Annotated in this window: 17 protein-coding genes; 13 read left to right on the forward strand and 4 right to left on the reverse strand. The window is 64.6% G+C overall.

Features of this window, described 5'->3' with window-relative positions; genetic code table 11:
- Positions 1–107: 107 nt before the first annotated feature.
- Genes VCJ71_RS01575 through VCJ71_RS01585 form a run of 3 tightly spaced genes read left to right on the forward strand, consistent with a single transcriptional unit; the run spans position 108 to position 2740 of the window.
- Positions 108–1031 carry a hypothetical protein gene (locus VCJ71_RS01575; protein WP_324638571.1) on the forward strand — a complete coding sequence of 308 codons (924 nt, stop codon included), beginning with the start codon at positions 108–110 and terminating at the stop codon, positions 1029–1031.
- A gap of 19 nt (positions 1032–1050) precedes the next feature.
- Positions 1051–1800, forward strand: coding sequence for a 7TM domain-containing protein (locus tag VCJ71_RS01580; RefSeq protein ID WP_324638572.1), 750 nt, complete (start codon positions 1051–1053; stop codon positions 1798–1800).
- Entirely contained in the window at positions 1793–2740 is a 948-nt protein-coding gene (locus VCJ71_RS01585; protein ID WP_324638573.1) for a sugar-transfer associated ATP-grasp domain-containing protein, read from the forward strand. Before VCJ71_RS01580 ends, VCJ71_RS01585 begins: the two co-directional genes overlap by 8 nt.
- A 63-nt stretch (positions 2741–2803) precedes the next feature.
- Here the strand turns inward: VCJ71_RS01585 and VCJ71_RS01590 are convergent, their stop codons facing one another.
- On the reverse strand, positions 2804–3601 hold the full coding sequence (locus VCJ71_RS01590) for a hypothetical protein (protein ID WP_324638574.1): 798 nt from the start codon (positions 3599–3601) through the stop codon (positions 2804–2806).
- A 79-nt stretch (positions 3602–3680) separates the two neighbouring features.
- Between VCJ71_RS01590 and VCJ71_RS01595 the strand changes: the two genes are divergently transcribed.
- The 3 genes from VCJ71_RS01595 (at position 3681) to VCJ71_RS01605 (ending at position 6919) form a co-directional block, all read left to right on the forward strand.
- Complete coding sequence (locus tag VCJ71_RS01595; protein WP_324638575.1) at positions 3681–4670, forward strand: patatin-like phospholipase family protein; 990 nt, start codon at positions 3681–3683, stop codon at positions 4668–4670.
- 269 nt (positions 4671–4939) lie between these two features.
- Positions 4940–6151 carry a Na+/H+ antiporter NhaA gene (gene nhaA, locus VCJ71_RS01600; protein ID WP_324638576.1) on the forward strand — a complete coding sequence of 404 codons (1212 nt, stop codon included), beginning with the start codon at positions 4940–4942 and terminating at the stop codon, positions 6149–6151.
- Positions 6152–6172: 21 nt separating this feature from the next.
- The gene (locus tag VCJ71_RS01605; protein WP_324638577.1) at positions 6173–6919 is read left to right on the forward strand and encodes a carbonic anhydrase; all 747 of its coding nucleotides are present in this window, start codon (positions 6173–6175) and stop codon (positions 6917–6919) included.
- Positions 6920–6991: 72 nt separating this feature from the next.
- On the opposite strand, the gene VCJ71_RS01610 is transcribed toward VCJ71_RS01605, so the two are convergent.
- Together VCJ71_RS01610 and VCJ71_RS01615 are read right to left on the reverse strand one after the other, a co-directional pair.
- The gene (locus VCJ71_RS01610) at positions 6992–8257 is read right to left on the reverse strand and encodes a glutamate-5-semialdehyde dehydrogenase (protein WP_324638578.1); all 1266 of its coding nucleotides are present in this window, start codon (positions 8255–8257) and stop codon (positions 6992–6994) included.
- A 77-nt stretch (positions 8258–8334) separates the two neighbouring features.
- Positions 8335–9102, reverse strand: coding sequence for a pyrroline-5-carboxylate reductase family protein (locus VCJ71_RS01615; RefSeq protein WP_324638579.1), 768 nt, complete (start codon positions 9100–9102; stop codon positions 8335–8337).
- A 230-nt stretch (positions 9103–9332) separates the two neighbouring features.
- Here VCJ71_RS01615 and proB point away from each other — a divergent pair, with 230 nt between their 5' ends.
- Entirely contained in the window at positions 9333–10526 is a 1194-nt protein-coding gene (gene proB / locus VCJ71_RS01620) for a glutamate 5-kinase (RefSeq protein WP_324638580.1), read from the forward strand.
- 21 nt (positions 10527–10547) lie between these two features.
- On the opposite strand, the gene VCJ71_RS01625 is transcribed toward proB, so the two are convergent.
- Positions 10548–10715, reverse strand: a complete 168-nt coding sequence (locus VCJ71_RS01625; RefSeq protein ID WP_324638581.1) for a Flp family type IVb pilin — start codon at positions 10713–10715, stop codon at positions 10548–10550.
- Positions 10716–10946: 231 nt separating this feature from the next.
- On the opposite strand from VCJ71_RS01625, the gene VCJ71_RS01630 reads away from it, so the two are divergent.
- The 6 genes from VCJ71_RS01630 (at position 10947) to VCJ71_RS01655 (ending at position 15304) form a co-directional block, all read left to right on the forward strand.
- Positions 10947–11744: an outer membrane protein assembly factor BamD gene (locus tag VCJ71_RS01630; protein WP_324638582.1), complete on the forward strand. Its 798-nt coding sequence runs from the start codon at positions 10947–10949 to the stop codon at positions 11742–11744.
- 73 nt (positions 11745–11817) lie between these two features.
- Positions 11818–13482, forward strand: a complete 1665-nt coding sequence (recN, locus tag VCJ71_RS01635; RefSeq protein ID WP_324638583.1) for a DNA repair protein RecN — start codon at positions 11818–11820, stop codon at positions 13480–13482.
- Between the two features lie 20 nt (positions 13483–13502).
- Positions 13503–13898 (forward strand): DUF7674 family protein, encoded by a 396-nt coding sequence (locus VCJ71_RS01640; RefSeq protein WP_324638584.1) that lies wholly within the window; start codon positions 13503–13505, stop codon positions 13896–13898.
- Positions 13899–14053: 155 nt separating this feature from the next.
- Positions 14054–14176: a hypothetical protein gene (locus VCJ71_RS01645; protein ID WP_324638585.1), complete on the forward strand. Its 123-nt coding sequence runs from the start codon at positions 14054–14056 to the stop codon at positions 14174–14176.
- Positions 14173–14496, forward strand: coding sequence for a hypothetical protein (locus VCJ71_RS01650; RefSeq protein ID WP_324638586.1), 324 nt, complete (start codon positions 14173–14175; stop codon positions 14494–14496). The genes VCJ71_RS01645 and VCJ71_RS01650 overlap by 4 nt, the downstream gene beginning before the upstream one ends.
- Before the next feature lie 157 nt (positions 14497–14653).
- Positions 14654–15304 carry a thermonuclease family protein gene (locus tag VCJ71_RS01655; RefSeq protein ID WP_324638587.1) on the forward strand — a complete coding sequence of 217 codons (651 nt, stop codon included), beginning with the start codon at positions 14654–14656 and terminating at the stop codon, positions 15302–15304.
- Positions 15305–15350: the final 46 nt, after the last annotated feature.

The raw sequence follows: 15350 nt of genomic DNA on the forward strand, positions 1-15350 counted from the left end.
GTTTTCCGGGAAATTAGCCAGCCCCCATGCATTGCAAGGGGTCCTAAGCGAGTTCTTATGGGCGCAGCTTCTCTGGTTGCCCCACTCGCTTCAGATTAAGGGTCCCGATGTCTTCCAAGCTTTCACAAAGCGCGTTGCGGCTGTTGAGGCCGGTAACCGCATTCACGACACTTGCAATCGCACCGGGATCGGCGCTGGCCCAGAATGGCGGCTGGACGGTGGATCCCTATCTGCGCTTGGGAGCGCAGGTCACGGTCGCCGAAAACGCCGTTCGCGACGATGAGGAAGGGCTCGACAGCGATGGGATATCGCTGAATGTCGAGCCCGGCATCACCGCGGAGAATGGAGACTTGAGCGTCACGGTCCGCAATCGCGCCCGCCGGATCGAGTATTTCGACGATCAGCGCGAAGACCTGTGGCGAAACTTGCTCGGCGGAGAAGCGACCTACCAGACCGACGAAAATGGCGCTGTTTCTGCGTTTGTCGATTATGGTTGGAACCTTACGACCGCCGAATTCCCGCGCGCCGACCAACTGGAAATCGGTGGGCAAGTAGAACGGCGCTTCGGCGACGAGCACCGGCTGCGGGGCGGAGCCAGCTGGCGTGAAAGGGATTACGATGATCTTGCCCGTTCGAGCGGGTCAGGTCCGCGCCTCGATGGCCAATACAGGTATCGCCTAGGCGCAAACCACTACCTGTATCTGGATGGACGCTACGAGAGCATCGGGTCCGATCTCGAAAGGCGGGATATGGAGCGGTTTATCGTCTCGACAAGCTATCAGCGTCCGCTGGCGCGCGATCTACGCATCCGGCCCCAACTGTCCTATCGTGATCTGAGATTTCCGGGCCGCGTCGAGGCGGATGGCCAGCCTCGCCGCGACACCATCCTTATCCCCGAGCTCAGCTTCATCTACAGCCCAGGGGACTGGTTCTTTGTGTCCGAGTTCCGCTACAACATCCGCAATTCCAACGATCAGGAACGACAGGACGACGGATATCGAATTGCGCTGAGCGTATCCCGTGCCTTCTAGGATTGAGGAAACCCGCACGGTGACGCGGCGCCGCCTGCCTTACATCGCGGCGCTTGTCCTCATTTTCGTATTCTTCCTGATGACGTATTTTGTCATCGAGGCGGGCGAAGACAATTGGCTGACCCGTTCGTTGCGCGCAGCTTTCGGGGATCCACGTGCCGCATGGAATTTCGATCCGTTCTATCTGCTGATGGCGCTGCCCTTGGGCGCTTTCATCGTGGTTTTCTTCCGCATGATACTGGGACTCCAGACGTTTGGGCTCTTTACTCCCATGCTGCTGGCTCTTTCCTACCTCCAGACAGGTCCCATCCTTGGCCCGGTCATTTCCACCGGCGCTATTTTGATCGGCATGATGATTGCGCCGACCTTGAGAAAGCTGGATGTCTCGCGCGTCTCCTTCCTAGGCGTATTGATCGCTTTGGTGGTCACGGTGCTTGGCAGTCTTTCACTGCTGCTCGATGCCACCGTCCTGGTGACAGCGTTTCCTGTCGTCGTTACCGCGCTGGTGGTTGAGCGCTGGTGGGTCACCTGGGAAGCCGAAGGGCTTCGTCCCGCCTTAAAGACGACTTACGCCACGCTTGCGGTCGCGGTCCTGATTGCATGGATCATTTCGACGGATTTCCTTTTCCAGATCGTCGGCGGCGCGCCCATCGCAATCCCGGCTCTTTCAGGGGCGGGGATGCTCTTGCTCGGCCGGTACAAGGGCCTTCGCCTGTCCGAGTTTCTGCGGTTCAGCCCTGTCCTTGAACGAGGACGGGGCAGTGAGTGACACATTCGGCGGCGTTCTCGGTCTTAATCGTCGCAACTGGCTGATTGCCCGGTACAATCCGCGTTTCGCCATCCATTCGGTCAATGACAAATTCCGCACCAAGGAGCGCTTGGCAGAACACGGCGTGCCGGTCCCGCAAACGCTGGCGCTTCTGGAAAATCGAGAACAATTGACGGAAATCGATCTCGACCGATTGCCTGAAGCGTGGGCAATGAAACCTAATCATGGACGCCGCGGTGAAGGCATATTGCTGATCAGCGGCCGCGATGAATCAGGCTGGAAGACGGTCAGCGGGATGGACCTGAGCCGCGAAAGAATAATCGCCCACGCATCGCATATTCTTGACGGAGAGCATTCCCTTGACGGTGCCCATTCGGATTCCGCGATTGTCGAACCGCTTATCCGTACCCATCCGGTGCTGGCTCGCATCGTCCCTTACGGGCTGCCCGATGTGCGCATCATCTGTTATGGACCCGTGCCTCTGATGGCCATGGTCAGATTGCCGACCAACGCGTCCGGCGGGAAAGCAAATTTGCATCAGGGCGCGATTGGAGCCGCCGTGAATTTCAAGAGCGGCAAGATATTTCGGGCGGTACTCCACGGAGAATCGATAGCGCGTCATCCCGACACCGGCATCGAGTTGGTCGGACAGGAATTGCCCTTGTGGGACGAGATCGTCGATGCTGCGTCCCGCTGCGCGAGCGCTCTTAAGCTGGGTTACGTCGGCGTCGACGCAGTGCTCGATGAAGAACAGGGGGTGATGGTGCTCGAATGCAATGCGCATCCAGGCATCGAAATCCAGAATATCAACGCCCGTGGATTATGGCCGCGCGTCAAGGCGGCCCAGCGATACCTCGACGAATTCGGGGAAGCCCCGAAACGGTATCGGTTCAAGGTCCGGAAAAACCTGCGAACCCGTCTGCACAATCGTTTCGAATGACGACTGAGCCTTCGGGTAGATCCTCGCTAATTTTGTCTCTTGAGCGCTGACCCGACCGGTGGCCTAGCCCAAAGGTTCGCCGTCGTCCCCGTCCGCATCCGCGCCGCGCCCGCTTCGCAGCGCCTTTCGGGCCAGTTCCACTTCCACCACCTCTTCGTCTACCGCCCAGTCGGGCAGGGCAGCGTCGCCCGTCGCGCCGGGGTCTGCGGCGAGGAGGGTATGGTATTGGCGCAAGGCCGCGCGGGTTTCGGGGGCGAGGGCGATCCACTGTGCGCGGCGGTTCGCTTCGCGGCGGCGCTGCACTGTGTCCAGTCGCGCGTTGAGCCGGGCAAGGACCTCGGCGCGGGCGGGCTGCGCGGCCGCCTGTTCCGCCTCCCACTCCGCGCGCCATTCGGCCTTCAGGTGCTGGCGCGCGGCAGGGCCGAGCGTGCCGGAATGGCCGGCTCCCTTGCCGTACTTCTCCGGCATGCGCTGGGCGAGGACGAACATCAGCAACCGGTCGTTGAAGACGCGGCGCGTGCCCACGATCTCGCCGCGGTGGTAGACCGGCACCTCCACCCCGTTGATCGCGCGGTCCATCAGCGTGTCCTCCACCCGCCGCACGCCTAGGTCCAGCGCGGCCTCCCACGCGCGGGCGAAGCTGGCGCCTTCGGGATGGGCGCGCAGCTTGTAGATATGGTGCTCGCCCGCGCCCATGCGGCGGCAGGCGTCGCGCACGGTGCCGGTTTCGGCGAGGAGGGCGATGAATTCGCGCTGCCGCTCTGCGCTCCAGCCGCCGCGGCGCATGCGCTTGCGCGGGACCGGGTCGAACTCGGGCAGGGTGTTATCAGGGAGGGCGGGGCGGTTGTCTGGCGTGCTCATCCGCCAGCCTGAAGCAGATTTCGCGCGAGTAGGAAAATGGCGCGTGCTGCGGTAGGGTGGCGGCCGAAAGGGGGCTTTCATGGATATGCAGGCGTTGGCGCGGGCAGAGGGCTCGCTCGGCATCGCGCTTTCGGGCGGCGGGGCGAAGGGGGCGTTCCAGGTCGGCGCGATCCACGAGCTGGTGACGGTGCGCGGGGTGGACTTCGGCATCATCGGCGGAACGTCGACCGGCGCGCTGCAATCGATCGGGCTGGCGCAGGATATGGTGCCCGAATTGCTCGACACATGGCTGTCGCTGAAGAGCGAGAAGGACGTCTATCGCAAGCGATTGTTCGGCTTGGCGGGCGCGATCTTCGGCGCGAATGCGATGCACAATACGAAGCCGCTGCGCGGGCTGATCGAAGGCTTCGTGGACGAGGCGAAGGTGCGCGAGGTGGGCAAGGTGCTGCGCCTGGGCGTCGTCAACCTGCAGCAGGGCACGTTCGTGGGGGTTGACGAGACGTCGCGGAACCTGGCCGACTGGATCTATGCCAGCTGCGCCATGCCGGTCTATTTCGATCCCTTGCAGACGCGCACCGGGGCCGGCGGGTCGCTGGAGCAGTGGGTCGACGGGGGCGTGCGCGACGTGACGCCGTTGGGCGCGGTGCTGGAGGCGAAGCCCCGCGCGGTGCTGGCGGTGCGCGCCTCGCCGACGGTGAAGAAGCCGAAGCTGGAGGAATTCTCCGACCTGTTCGAGGTGGCGAAGCGCTGCGTGGCGATCCAGACGGCGGAGACCGAAGCCAACGATACGGAGCGGGCGCGCTGGGTGAACGACCTGCTCGCTGCGCGCAAGGAACAGCTGGAGGTGCTGCGGGCAGAGGGGCTGGACGAGGCGCAGATTCGGCGCATATGCGCCCCGTTGGAGGCGGAGCTGGGCGGCTATGTCCAGGCGCCGGTGGTCGTGATCGAGCCGGAGGAGGAGGTGTCCGACACGCTGCAGTTCGACCCGGTGGTGATCCGCCGCGCCATCGACCTTGGCCGGCGGGCGGTGGACGAGCGGTGGGACGAGCTCGAGCGCCTGTTCGCGTGAGGGATGGCGCAGTTTTTTGCACGAATGCGGGAACCCCTGCGCAAGCGCCTGCATTGATTTTGCGACGGACCGGGCCCCTCTGGCGTGCCATCCCCCGGATGCACGTGATGTCGGACGTTATCGGAAATGCCGATGCGTGCGGGCGGGCTGATCTCCCTCCCCCCCCTGACCTGCCGCCGCATCGGCTTTCCGATTTTCTGAAAGAACCGGAGGAGCCTGCGCATGTCGCCTTGCAAAACTGAAACACAAATAAACCCGGAGGCCCCGACATGATCGGCCGCTTCGCCCCCGCCATGCGCGACTTCCTGAAGCAGGAAAGCGCGGGCGGCATCATCCTGATCTTCGCCGCCATCGCCGCGATGGTGGTCGCCAACAGTCCGCTGCTGGGCAGCTACAAGTCTATGCTCGATACCCCGGTGATCGCCGGGATCGGCAGCGTCGTGATCGACAAGCCGCTGCTGCTGTGGATCAACGACGGGCTGATGGCGGTGTTCTTTTTCCTTGTCGGGCTGGAGGTGAAGCGCGAGATCATCGATGGCCAGCTGTCCAGCTGGAACAGGGCATCCTTGCCGCTTGTCGCCGCGATCGGTGGGATGGCGATCCCGGCACTGATCTTCGTCGCCGTGAACCAGGGCTCGCCCGAGAATATCTCCGGCTGGGCCATTCCCGCCGCGACCGACATCGCGTTTGCGCTCGGCGTCCTTTCGCTGCTGGGGCCGCGCGTGCCGGTGGCGCTCAAGGCGCTGCTGCTCGCCATCGCGGTGATCGACGATATCGGCGCGATCACCGTCATCGCCCTGTTCTACACCAGCGAGATCGACCCCGCGATGCTGGGCGGCGCGGCCGCCGTATTTGCCGCGATGCTGGTCGTCGGGCGGATGAAAGTGTCGACCAGCATCCCCTACGTGCTGCTGTTCATCGTGCTGTGGGTCTTCGTGCTGAAGTCGGGCGTCCACGCCACGCTGGCCGGCGTCGCCGCCGCGTTCACCGTGCCGATGCAGGCACGAGACGGGACGCGGCTGCTCGAACGGATGGAGCACGGGCTGCACCCGTGGTCCGCCTTCCTGATCATCCCGGTCTTCGGTTTCGCCAATGCGGGCGTGTCGCTTGCGGGCGTATCGCCGTCCGCATTGCTCGACCCGCTGCCGCTCGGCATTGCGCTGGGCCTGCTTGTGGGCAAGCAGCTGGGCATCTTCGGCTTCGCCTTCGCCGCGGTGAAATTGAAACTCGCCAGCTTGCCGGCCGACGTGACCTGGAAGCAGGTGCACGCGATGTCGCTGCTCGCGGCGATCGGCTTCACCATGAGCCTGTTCATCGGCAACCTGGCGTTCGACGACCTGGCCCGCATCGACGCGGTGAAGATCGGCGTGCTGACCGGCTCACTGGTCGCCGCGCTGGCAGGATACGCCCTGCTGCGTGCCACGACGACAAAGCCGGATCCCAAAGAATTCCCGAACCCGGAGGGGGATGTTTCCAACTGACACCTGAAAGGAGAGACCGAAATGCGTAAGTTAGTATTGGCCACAATGGCTGCCCTTGTTGCCACGCCGGCGCTGGCCGACCACCATATGGATGGCAAGGATTGGACATTCGGCGATGGCGTTACGGATGAGCGTTGGTCGCTCATAAGTTCCGATTATGCCCTGTGCGATGCCGGCCTGAATCAGTCGCCCATCGACTTGGGTTCGTCCAACGCCCGCGGCGACGTAGAGTTGGAAACCATGTTCGGCGAAGCTGCTGGTACGATGGCTCTGGGGCAAGAAAAAGTGCAGGTCGACTTTGCGGCCGGGCAGGGCTTTGGAATGAATTCCGGCGGCACGATGTTCAACCTGCTTCAGGTGCATTTTCATACGCCGAGCGAACATGCCATCGACGGCATGCGCTACCCGCTGGTTGCCCATTTCGTTCACGCGACGGACGACGGCAAGCTGGGCGTGCTGGGTGTGATGTACACCGAAGGGGATGAGAACGAAGGTCTCGCCTCGATCCTTGAGGCCCACGCTGGGGGTAGCGGTACGGCCGTAACCGTAGACATCGACGACATGCTGCCGGCTGACATCGACGTATATCGCTATATGGGCTCGCTTACCACGCCTCCCTGCAGCGAAGGGGTGAATTGGCATGTCGCCGACACGTCGGTCGAAGCGAGCGCTGCACAGATCGCAGCCCTGCGCAGCGGCCTCGGCGGCGACACGGCGCGCTCGCTCCAGCCGCAGGGCAGCCGCTTAGTGGTCGCTCCGGCAGACTGATCCCCGGGACACAAGAAAGCCCGCCCGGTCCATCGCGGACCGGGCGGGCTTTATCGTGCCTGTGGCTAGCGCTTACGGCCGCGTCTGGCCGGTGCCGTGGACGAGGTACTTGAAGCTCGTCAGCTGCTCCAGCCCGACTGGGCCGCGGGCGTGCATCTTGCCGGTGGCGATGCCGATTTCCGCGCCCATGCCGAATTCCCCGCCGTCGGAGAACTGGGTGGAGGCGTTGTGCATCACCACGGCGCTGTCGATCGCCGTCATGAAGCTGTCGGCGGCGGCCTGGTCTTCGGTCAGGATCGCGTCGGTGTGGTGGCTGGAGTGGTCTTCCACCCAGGCGATGGCTTCATCGAGGCCGTCCACGATCTTCACGCTGGCGATGGGGTCGAGATATTCGGTGTTCCAGTCCTCTTCGCTCGCCGGCTTCAGCCGGTCGTCGATCGCGACGGCATCGGCATCGCCGCGCAATTCGCAATCGCCGCCCATGACGTCCGCGATTTTCGGGATGACCTTATCCGCAATCGCACGGTCGACGACGATGCTCTCGGTCGCGCCGCAAATGCCGGTCCGGCGCAGCTTGGCGTTGCGGATCACGTCCACCGCCTTGTCGATATCGGCCGCTTCGTGGACATAGGAATGGCAGTTGCCGTCGAGGTGCAGCAGGGTCGGCACGCTGGCCTGATCGCGGACCAGTTCCACCAGGCCGCGCCCGCCGCGCGGGATGACCAGGTCGACGAACTCGTCGGCCTTCAGCAAGGCAGCGACTGCGGCGCGGTCGGCGGTCTGCACGGTCTGCACCGCATCGGCGGGAAGCCCTGCGCTACGCAAGCCTTCCTGCATCGCTTCCACGATGACGCGGGTCGAATTGCGGCTTTCGCTGCCGCCGCGCAGGATGATCGCGTTGCCGGACTTGAGGCACAGCGCGCTGGCATCGGCGCCCACGTTCGGGCGGCTTTCGTAAATCATGCCGATCACGCCGATCGGCACGGCAACGCGTTCGATCTTCAGCCCGTTGGGGCGGTCGAACGTGGCGAGCCGGCGGCCGACGGGGTCGGGCAGGTCGGCGATTTCCTCCAGCGCCCTGGCCATCGCTTCGATCCGGTCTTCGGTCAGGCGAAGCCGGTCGATGAAGCTTTCCGGCTTCTTGCCCTCGACGCTCTTCACGTCATCGGCATTGGCGGCGAGCAGGGCAGGGGTCGCGTCGCGCAGCGCCGTGGCCGCGCCGGTCAGCGCCTTGTTCTTCGCTTCCGTGCTGGCGGTGATGAGCTGGCGCGCTGCCTCGCGGGCGCGGCTGCCAAGCTCGTGGATATGGATCTGGGGGTCGAGTGTCTGGTCGTTCATGTCGTCCTCTTTTATCTTTGTCGTTCTACGGGTGCGGGCGGCGCGGGGTTCCGCAAAAAGGCCGGTTTCCCGCGCGCTCAGCGCAATTCGACCGCGCGTTCATACGCAGCCTCGAGTGTGTCGCGAAGGCGGCGGGACAGGCCCTCGTCGCCATTGAGCGCTTCCAGCCCGGCCGCGGTCGTGCCGCCCTTGCTGGTCACCGAATTGCGCAAATCTTCCAGCGGCTGGTCCGGTTGCTGCATCGCCATGGCGGTGGTCCCGGCCATCGTGCCGAGCACCATGTCGCGCGCCTCGCTTTCGGAAAAGCCCACGCCCACTGCGGCCTCGACATAGGCGCGGGCGATTTCGAAGACATAGCCGGGGCCGGAGCCGGCGACAGCGGTTACGCGGTCGAGCTTGTCTTCGCTATCCACGGGCACGCAGGTGCCGGTGCGGTCCATCATGGCCTGCGCGTGGGCGGCCTGCCGCGCGGTGACGGCATCGGCGGCATAGAGCCCGCTGACGCCCTGGCCTACTGCGGCAGGCAGGTTGGGCATGACACGGATCACGGGCGCGCCGTCCATCAGGCCGGACAGGCGCGCGGCGGAGGTTCCGGCGGCCATCGAGAGGACATAGCCCCCTTCGGCGAGATGCGGGCGGTAGTCCGGGAGGATATCGCCGATCATCTGCGGCTTGATAGCCACGATGACGGCATCGAAAGTTTCATCGCCGAGCGCGTCGCGGTCGCCCAGAAGGCGAACGTCTTCGGGCGCTTCCTGCAGGCCGGGATCGACGATTGTGAACTGTTCGTCGCCCTTCTTCCAATAGGTAAGCAAGGCGCCGCCCATTTTTCCGCAGCCGATCATTAGAACTTTCGAATTGGTAATATTACGCTCCCCAATATTTGTAATCATGGTTGAAAGTTAGAATAAAACCGTGCGGTACGGGTCGCGGACCGACCGCCGACCTGCCGATTGATCCGGTGCGCATAGGAATTTTCTACGCATGGTCTGTTGTGCAGTGCACAATTCCTATCTATATGGTCGCATATAAAATTTCAACCCGCTGAAAGATTGAGGTTGTCCAGATTTCCATTGTGACCCAACACCAGAACACCGCATCCACCGCTCAAAACAACGCCAAACCCCAAACCGTCGTCGTCAAGATCGGCTCCGCGCTGCTCGCGAACCAGGATTTGCTGACGCCGCGCTTCGGGTTCCTCCAGCGCCTGCTAGAGGATGTCCACCGCCTGCGCACGCAGGGCAAGCGCGTGATCCTGACCTCCTCGGGCAGCGTCGCGCTCGGCCTGCGCATGGTCGGTGAAACGCCCGAAACCGCCGGGGTTTCCGACAAGCAGGCGGCCGCCGCTTGCGGGATGCCGCTGCTGCTCAACGCCTACAAGCAGGTGGCGCACGAATACGGGGTGGAAATCGCACAGGTCCTGCTGACGCTCGGCGATTTCGAGAACCATCGCCGGTTCCTCAACACCCGCAACACGGTCAATCGCCTGCTGGAAGCCGGCATCGTGCCGATCGTGAACGAGAACGACACGATCACGACGGAACAGATTCGCGTGGGCGACAACGACCGGCTGAGCGCCAAGGTCGCGCAGATGGTCGGCGCGAAGGACCTCATCATCCTGACCGGGGTCGACGGGCTGTTCGACCGCAATCCGGACGATCCCGATGCGGTCTTCATCCCGGAAGTCAGCGACGTGTCGCAGTACATGGCGGCCACGCAGGGCAAGAGCACGCTGGGCACCGGCGGCATGGAAACCAAGCTGCTGGCCGCGAACATGGCGCAGGAAGCCGGCTGCATGACCTGGATCGCGCAGGGCGAGGCGGACCGGCCGCTCTCCACCGTGCTCGCTGGCGAAAGGCGCGCGACGAAGGTCCTGCCGCATCCCAACCCGGTTTCCGGCTGGGACGGCTGGATCGCCAACCGCCTGCAGATGGCCGGCAGCGTGGTGGTTTCGAAAGAGGTCGCCGACCAGCTCGGCCCCGACGACCGCCCGATCCGCCGCGCCGACCTGATCAGCGTGGACGGCGATTTCACCCGCGGCGACGTGCTCCACGTCTACGATACCGACGGGGTGGAGCGGGCACGGGGCCTGAGCGACTTCACCAGCGAGGAACTGCGCGTCCTGACGCACAATCCGGATGTCGCGGCGCCGCAGCTGCTCGGCTACAACACCAAGGGAGAGATCATCCGCGGCAACAACCTGGTGCCGCTGGATGATCGCCACCTGCTGTGGGACGCGCCCGAAGCGGTGGAGGAACAGCGCGGCTAGGTCGCGCGCGCCGTCTCGCGATCAGACCGAACCCATCCCGGTCGACGCCTTCGTCATCGTGGTGTTGAGCGAGCTGCCGACCGAATTGAGTGCCGCCACCATGGCGATGGCGAGCAGGGCCACGATAAGCCCGTATTCGATGGCGGTCGCACCGCTTTCGTCTCGCATGATGTGCGTGATCGTTTGCATGGTTGCAGCCTTCCGGCAAATTCGTGGCGGCCCCGGTGCAGGGCGCCTTCAGTCGATGCTCCCTCTGCGGGCATAAGGGTTTCCACGGAGTTGGGGGGCGTGGTTGAGAAGCGCGGTTTACGCCGGGTCAACCATGTTCCGCGGCGGGTTTGCGGGCCATGCCACACGGCGGTGGAACGCGGGCACAACTTCACTTGGCGTTCAGGGGGCGGCTGGCTATACGGCGCGGCTATGAGTTCACGCTTCACCGCCCGTTCGCTCGCGCTGGCCGCGCTGGTCCCCGCCACCCTGCTGACCGGCGCCTGCGCCACTGGCGGCGGCGCGTCGGACACCGCCTTCGTCGCGCGCGACGTGGAATCGCTCTACCGCGCCGCCAAGGACCGGCTCGACCGTGGCCAGTACGAAGTGGCCGCGCAGCTGTTCGACGAGGTGGAGCGCCAGCATCCCTATTCGCCCTGGGCCCGCCGCGCCCAGCTGATGAGCGCCTTCAGCTATTACGCCGACCAGGATTACGACAAGGCCGTGCAGGCCGCGCAGCGCTTCCTGACGATCCACCCGGGCAACAAGGACGCGCCTTACGCCTATTACCTGATCGGCATGAGCTATTACGAGCAGATCAGCGATGTCGACCGCGACCAGTCGGTCACGCTGCAGGCGCTCAATTCCCTGCGCGAAGTCAGCCGCCGTTTCCCGAACACGGAGTACGCCGCCGACGCGCAGCTGAAGATCGACCTCGTCAACGATCACCTCGCCGGCAAGGAAATGGAGATCGGCCGCTTCTACCAGGACAGCGGCAAGTGGGTCGCCGCCAACATCCGCTTCCAGCGAGTGGTGGAACAGTACCAGACCACCAGCCACGCGCCCGAAGCGCTCTATCGCCTGGTCGAGACCAGCCTGGCGCTCGCGATTCCCGAACAGGCGCGCAATTATGCCGCCGTGCTCGGCGCGAACTATCCGGGCAGCGAATGGTACGAAAAGGCCTACGAACTGATCGGCGACAAGGCCCCGGGCCAGCTCGCCACCCGCTGACGCGCATTATCCGGGAACATCGCGGCAACATGCGCGTGACACGCGGCGGCGAATCCGGCTAGGCCCGCAGGCGATGCTGACCACGCTCGCCATCCGCAACATCGTGCTGATCGACGCGCTCGAGCTGGAGTTCGCGCGCGGTCTCGGAGTGCTCACGGGGGAGACGGGCGCGGGCAAGTCGATCCTGCTCGATGCGCTCGGCCTCGTCCTCGGCAACCGCGCGGAAACCGCGCTGGTCCGCGCGGGCGAAGAGCAGGCGAGCGTCACCGCGACTTTCGAATTCGCCGAACTGCCCGCCGCGATCCGCGAAGCCCTGTCCGATGCGGAGGTCGAGCTCGAACCGGGTGAACCGCTGATCGTGCGCCGCCGGGTCAAGGCAGACGGCGGTTCCAAGGCCTGGGTGAATGATCAGCCCGTCGGCGTTGCGCTGCTGCGCGAATTGTCGGGCGCGCTGGTCGAACTCCACGGCCAGCACGACGACCGCGGCCTGGTGAACCCGCGCGGCCACCGCGCCCTGCTCGACCGGTTCGCCGGGGCCGACGTGACGAAAGTGGCCAAGGCGTGGGACGGCTGGCAGGCAGCCCGTTCGAAACTTGTCGCCGCCCGCGCGGAGATCGAGCAGGCCAAGGCCGACGAAGATCTGCTGATCGCGCACCTGGCGGAACTGACCGCGCTCGAACCGCAGCTTGGCGAGGAAGACGAGCTCGCCGGCACGCGCAGCGACATGCAGAAGGGCGAGAAACTGTCGGGCGATCTCGAGGAACTGCGGCACGTGTTCCAGGGCTCGGACAGCGCGCTCCCCGCCCTGCGAAGCGCGGCGCGGCGGCTCGACCGGATCGCGCCAGAACACCCGCTGCTGGCCGAGGCGCTGGCGGCGCTCGACCGCGCGGTGATCGAGGCAGGGGAGGCGGAAGAAGCGCTGGAGCGCGCGGCCGAGGCGCTGACCCATGACCCCGCCGAACTCGACCGGATCGAAACGCGCCTGTTCGAACTGCGCGCGCTCGCCCGCAAGCATTCCTGCCAGGTGGACGACCTGCCCGCGAAGATGGTCGCCATGCGCGCCGCGCTCGATGCGATCGAGGGCGGCGAGGCGGGCGTGGCGGAACTGGAAGCGGCGGAACGCAGCGCGCACGAAACCTATCGCGGCGCGGCACAGGCGCTGCACGATGCGCGGGTGAGGGCGGCCAAGACGCTCGACAAGGCCGTGGCAGGCGAGCTCGTGCCGCTGAAGCTGGATGCCGCGCGCTTCCGCACCGCCGTGGCGATGCTGCCCGAAGAGCGCTGGGGCCCGGGCGGCATGGACGGCGTCGAGTTCCTGATCGCGACCAATCCCGGCGCGGATTTCGCCCCGCTCGGCAAGATCGCCAGCGGCGGCGAACTGTCGCGCTTTATCCTCGCGCTGAAGGTCGCGCTGGCGGAGAAGGGCGGGGCGGCGACGGTGATCTTCGACGAGATCGACCGCGGCGTCGGCGGCGCGGTGGCGAGCGCCATCGGCGAGCGGCTGGCTCGCCTCGCTGCGGATGGGCAGCTGCTGGCGGTAACCCATTCACCGCAAGTCGCCGCGCGCGGGGGCACCCACTACCTCATCGCGAAATCCTCGCAGGGCACTGTCACCAAGACCAGTGTGGTCCGCCTCGACGAAGCCGGCCGCCAGGAGGAAATCGCCCGCATGCTGAGCGGCGCGGAAGTGACGCCCGAAGCGCGGGCACAAGCGGACAGGTTGCTGGAGGGCGTGTGATCTCGGCTCGTGATATGGTCGTGGAGCTACGCGAAGTCGATGCACGTTTCGAAAGGGCATTCGTAACTTTCGTCACCGAGTGGGACGACGATCCCGACACGGCACGGGAGGGCCTCCCGTACTATCTGTACTACGCAGAGATCGCCCGCATTATTGCGAATGACATTCGCACGGGAAACCGGGTGCGGTTGGCACCGATTATGGATCTAGTCGAAAAGCTGCACATAGAGGGCGACGAAGCGGCTCGGGAAGGGGCGACGATTGGGCTCCTTGAGGGAATTCAGGCAAGTATGCTGCAAAGCAATACCGGTCTTCACATCGCTAATATGTATCTCGGGCGGGAATCTGCTCGAGAATGGAAGAAATTGATCCATTTCTGGGATCACAAGCAGTCGGATGCACCTCGTGAAGGCTGACCTCACCGAAGCCGAGGCCATTCGCGCGGGCTATCGACGGGCGAAGAACTGACGCCGCTTTGCGCGCCCGCCACGCTGGGGCATAGGACGACCGAGTGGATTCGCCGGCGATGCCTTCGGGGCGCCCGTGCGTATCGGCGGGAGGGGGAGGTTTGATGCGCGTTTTGCGGTTGCCTGTCGAAGCGGAGGGGCAGGACGAAATCGCCCTCATGCTGAGCGGCGCGGGAGTGACGCCCGAGGCGCGGCCACAAGCGGACCGGTTGCTGGAGGGGGTGTGAAGCCGGGCGGCAAGCCACTCGTTGCCGCCGGCAGGATAACCAGCGGAGCCCTCGGATGCATCGCTTGTATCGCTTTCATCCCGCTCGGCCTGTTGTGGCTCACGGTGTTTTCGCTGGCGATGGCAAGAGATGCAGGATCACCCCTGACTGAGTGGATCATTTTTGCGTGGACCTCGTTTGCACTCGCGTTGGCGCCGATAAATGCCGTCGCGGGATTTGAAGCATGTGCGCGCCCCAGCAAGAAATTGCTTGTGTGGCTCTTTTCTTCTTCTGCGGTTATTGCGATCACCAGTCCGATTTGGTGGAGTGACTGGTTCTAGGTTTACGATCAGAACCTGTGATAAGTAGGTCGGGCAGAACGATCTGTTAAACACGCCGGGCCTAACCGAACCTATGCGCAAACTGTTGTTTTTGGCCCTTTCGATAACTTCGCTCGGCATTGCGACTGCACCCGCATCCGCGCAGCAGATCGTCGGCATGCCGACTGTCATCGACGGGGATTCGCTCGAATTTGCGGGCACAGGCGTGCGCCTGCTCGGCATCGATGCGCCGGAGGCCAAGCAGAGCTGCATGCGGGACGGCGAGGTCTGGGCTTGCGGACTGGAAGCTGCCGCCTTCCTCGGCGAGTTCGTCAAGGGCCGCATGGTGAATTGCGAAACGCTTGATGTGGACCAGCATGGACGGTTCCTGTCGCAATGCCGCCTTGGCGATCTCGACCTGGCGCTCGTCATGGTGGAGCAGGGCCTTGCGGTTGCGGCGGACAACGCGCCCGCGGAATATCTCGCCGCGCAGGCTTTGCGGCAGGAACACCGCATCGGTATCTGGGGCTCCGACTTCGAAATGCCGAAGGCCTGGCGCGAAGCCAATCCGGACCTCGTTCCCGTGCCGGCCCCGGCACCCGTCGCCGATGTGCCGCAACCTCGTGCCGGGGGAACCCCTGTCGCCCGCGACCTGACCCGCCGGTACACGAACCGCTTCGGCTGTGCGATCAAGGGCAACCGCAGCCGCCGCGGCGAGTGGATCTATCACCTGCCGGGACAGGAATATTACGACGTCACGCGCCCCGAAGAGTTGTTCTGCACCGAAGCCGAGGCCATTCGCGCGGGCTATCGACGGGCCAAGAACTGACGCCGCTTTGCGCGCCCGCCACGCTGGGGCATAGGACGACCGAGAG

The organism is Pseudoblastomonas aquimaris, assembly GCF_035481675.1.
GTDB lineage: Bacteria > Pseudomonadota > Alphaproteobacteria > Sphingomonadales > Sphingomonadaceae > Alteriqipengyuania_B.

Excerpts from the sequence above, each read along its gene's own strand:
- VCJ71_RS01575 (WP_324638571.1), top strand. The coding sequence starts at position 108 with ATGTCTTCCAAGCTTTCACAAAGCGCGTTGCGGCTGTTGAGGCCGGTA.
- VCJ71_RS01590 (WP_324638574.1), bottom strand. The coding sequence starts at position 3,601 with ATGAGCACGCCAGACAACCGCCCCGCCCTCCCTGATAACACCCTGCCC.
- VCJ71_RS01595 (WP_324638575.1), top strand. The coding sequence starts at position 3,681 with ATGGATATGCAGGCGTTGGCGCGGGCAGAGGGCTCGCTCGGCATCGCG.
- nhaA (WP_324638576.1), top strand. The coding sequence starts at position 4,940 with ATGATCGGCCGCTTCGCCCCCGCCATGCGCGACTTCCTGAAGCAGGAA.
- VCJ71_RS01605 (WP_324638577.1), top strand. The coding sequence starts at position 6,173 with ATGCGTAAGTTAGTATTGGCCACAATGGCTGCCCTTGTTGCCACGCCG.
- VCJ71_RS01610 (WP_324638578.1), bottom strand. The coding sequence starts at position 8,257 with ATGAACGACCAGACACTCGACCCCCAGATCCATATCCACGAGCTTGGC.
- VCJ71_RS01615 (WP_324638579.1), bottom strand. The coding sequence starts at position 9,102 with ATGATCGGCTGCGGAAAAATGGGCGGCGCCTTGCTTACCTATTGGAAG.
- VCJ71_RS01625 (WP_324638581.1), bottom strand. The coding sequence starts at position 10,715 with ATGCAAACGATCACGCACATCATGCGAGACGAAAGCGGTGCGACCGCC.
- VCJ71_RS01630 (WP_324638582.1), top strand. The coding sequence starts at position 10,947 with ATGAGTTCACGCTTCACCGCCCGTTCGCTCGCGCTGGCCGCGCTGGTC.
- recN (WP_324638583.1), top strand. The coding sequence starts at position 11,818 with ATGCTGACCACGCTCGCCATCCGCAACATCGTGCTGATCGACGCGCTC.
- VCJ71_RS01645 (WP_324638585.1), top strand. The coding sequence starts at position 14,054 with ATGCGCGTTTTGCGGTTGCCTGTCGAAGCGGAGGGGCAGGACGAAATC.
- VCJ71_RS01655 (WP_324638587.1), top strand. The coding sequence starts at position 14,654 with ATGCCGACTGTCATCGACGGGGATTCGCTCGAATTTGCGGGCACAGGC.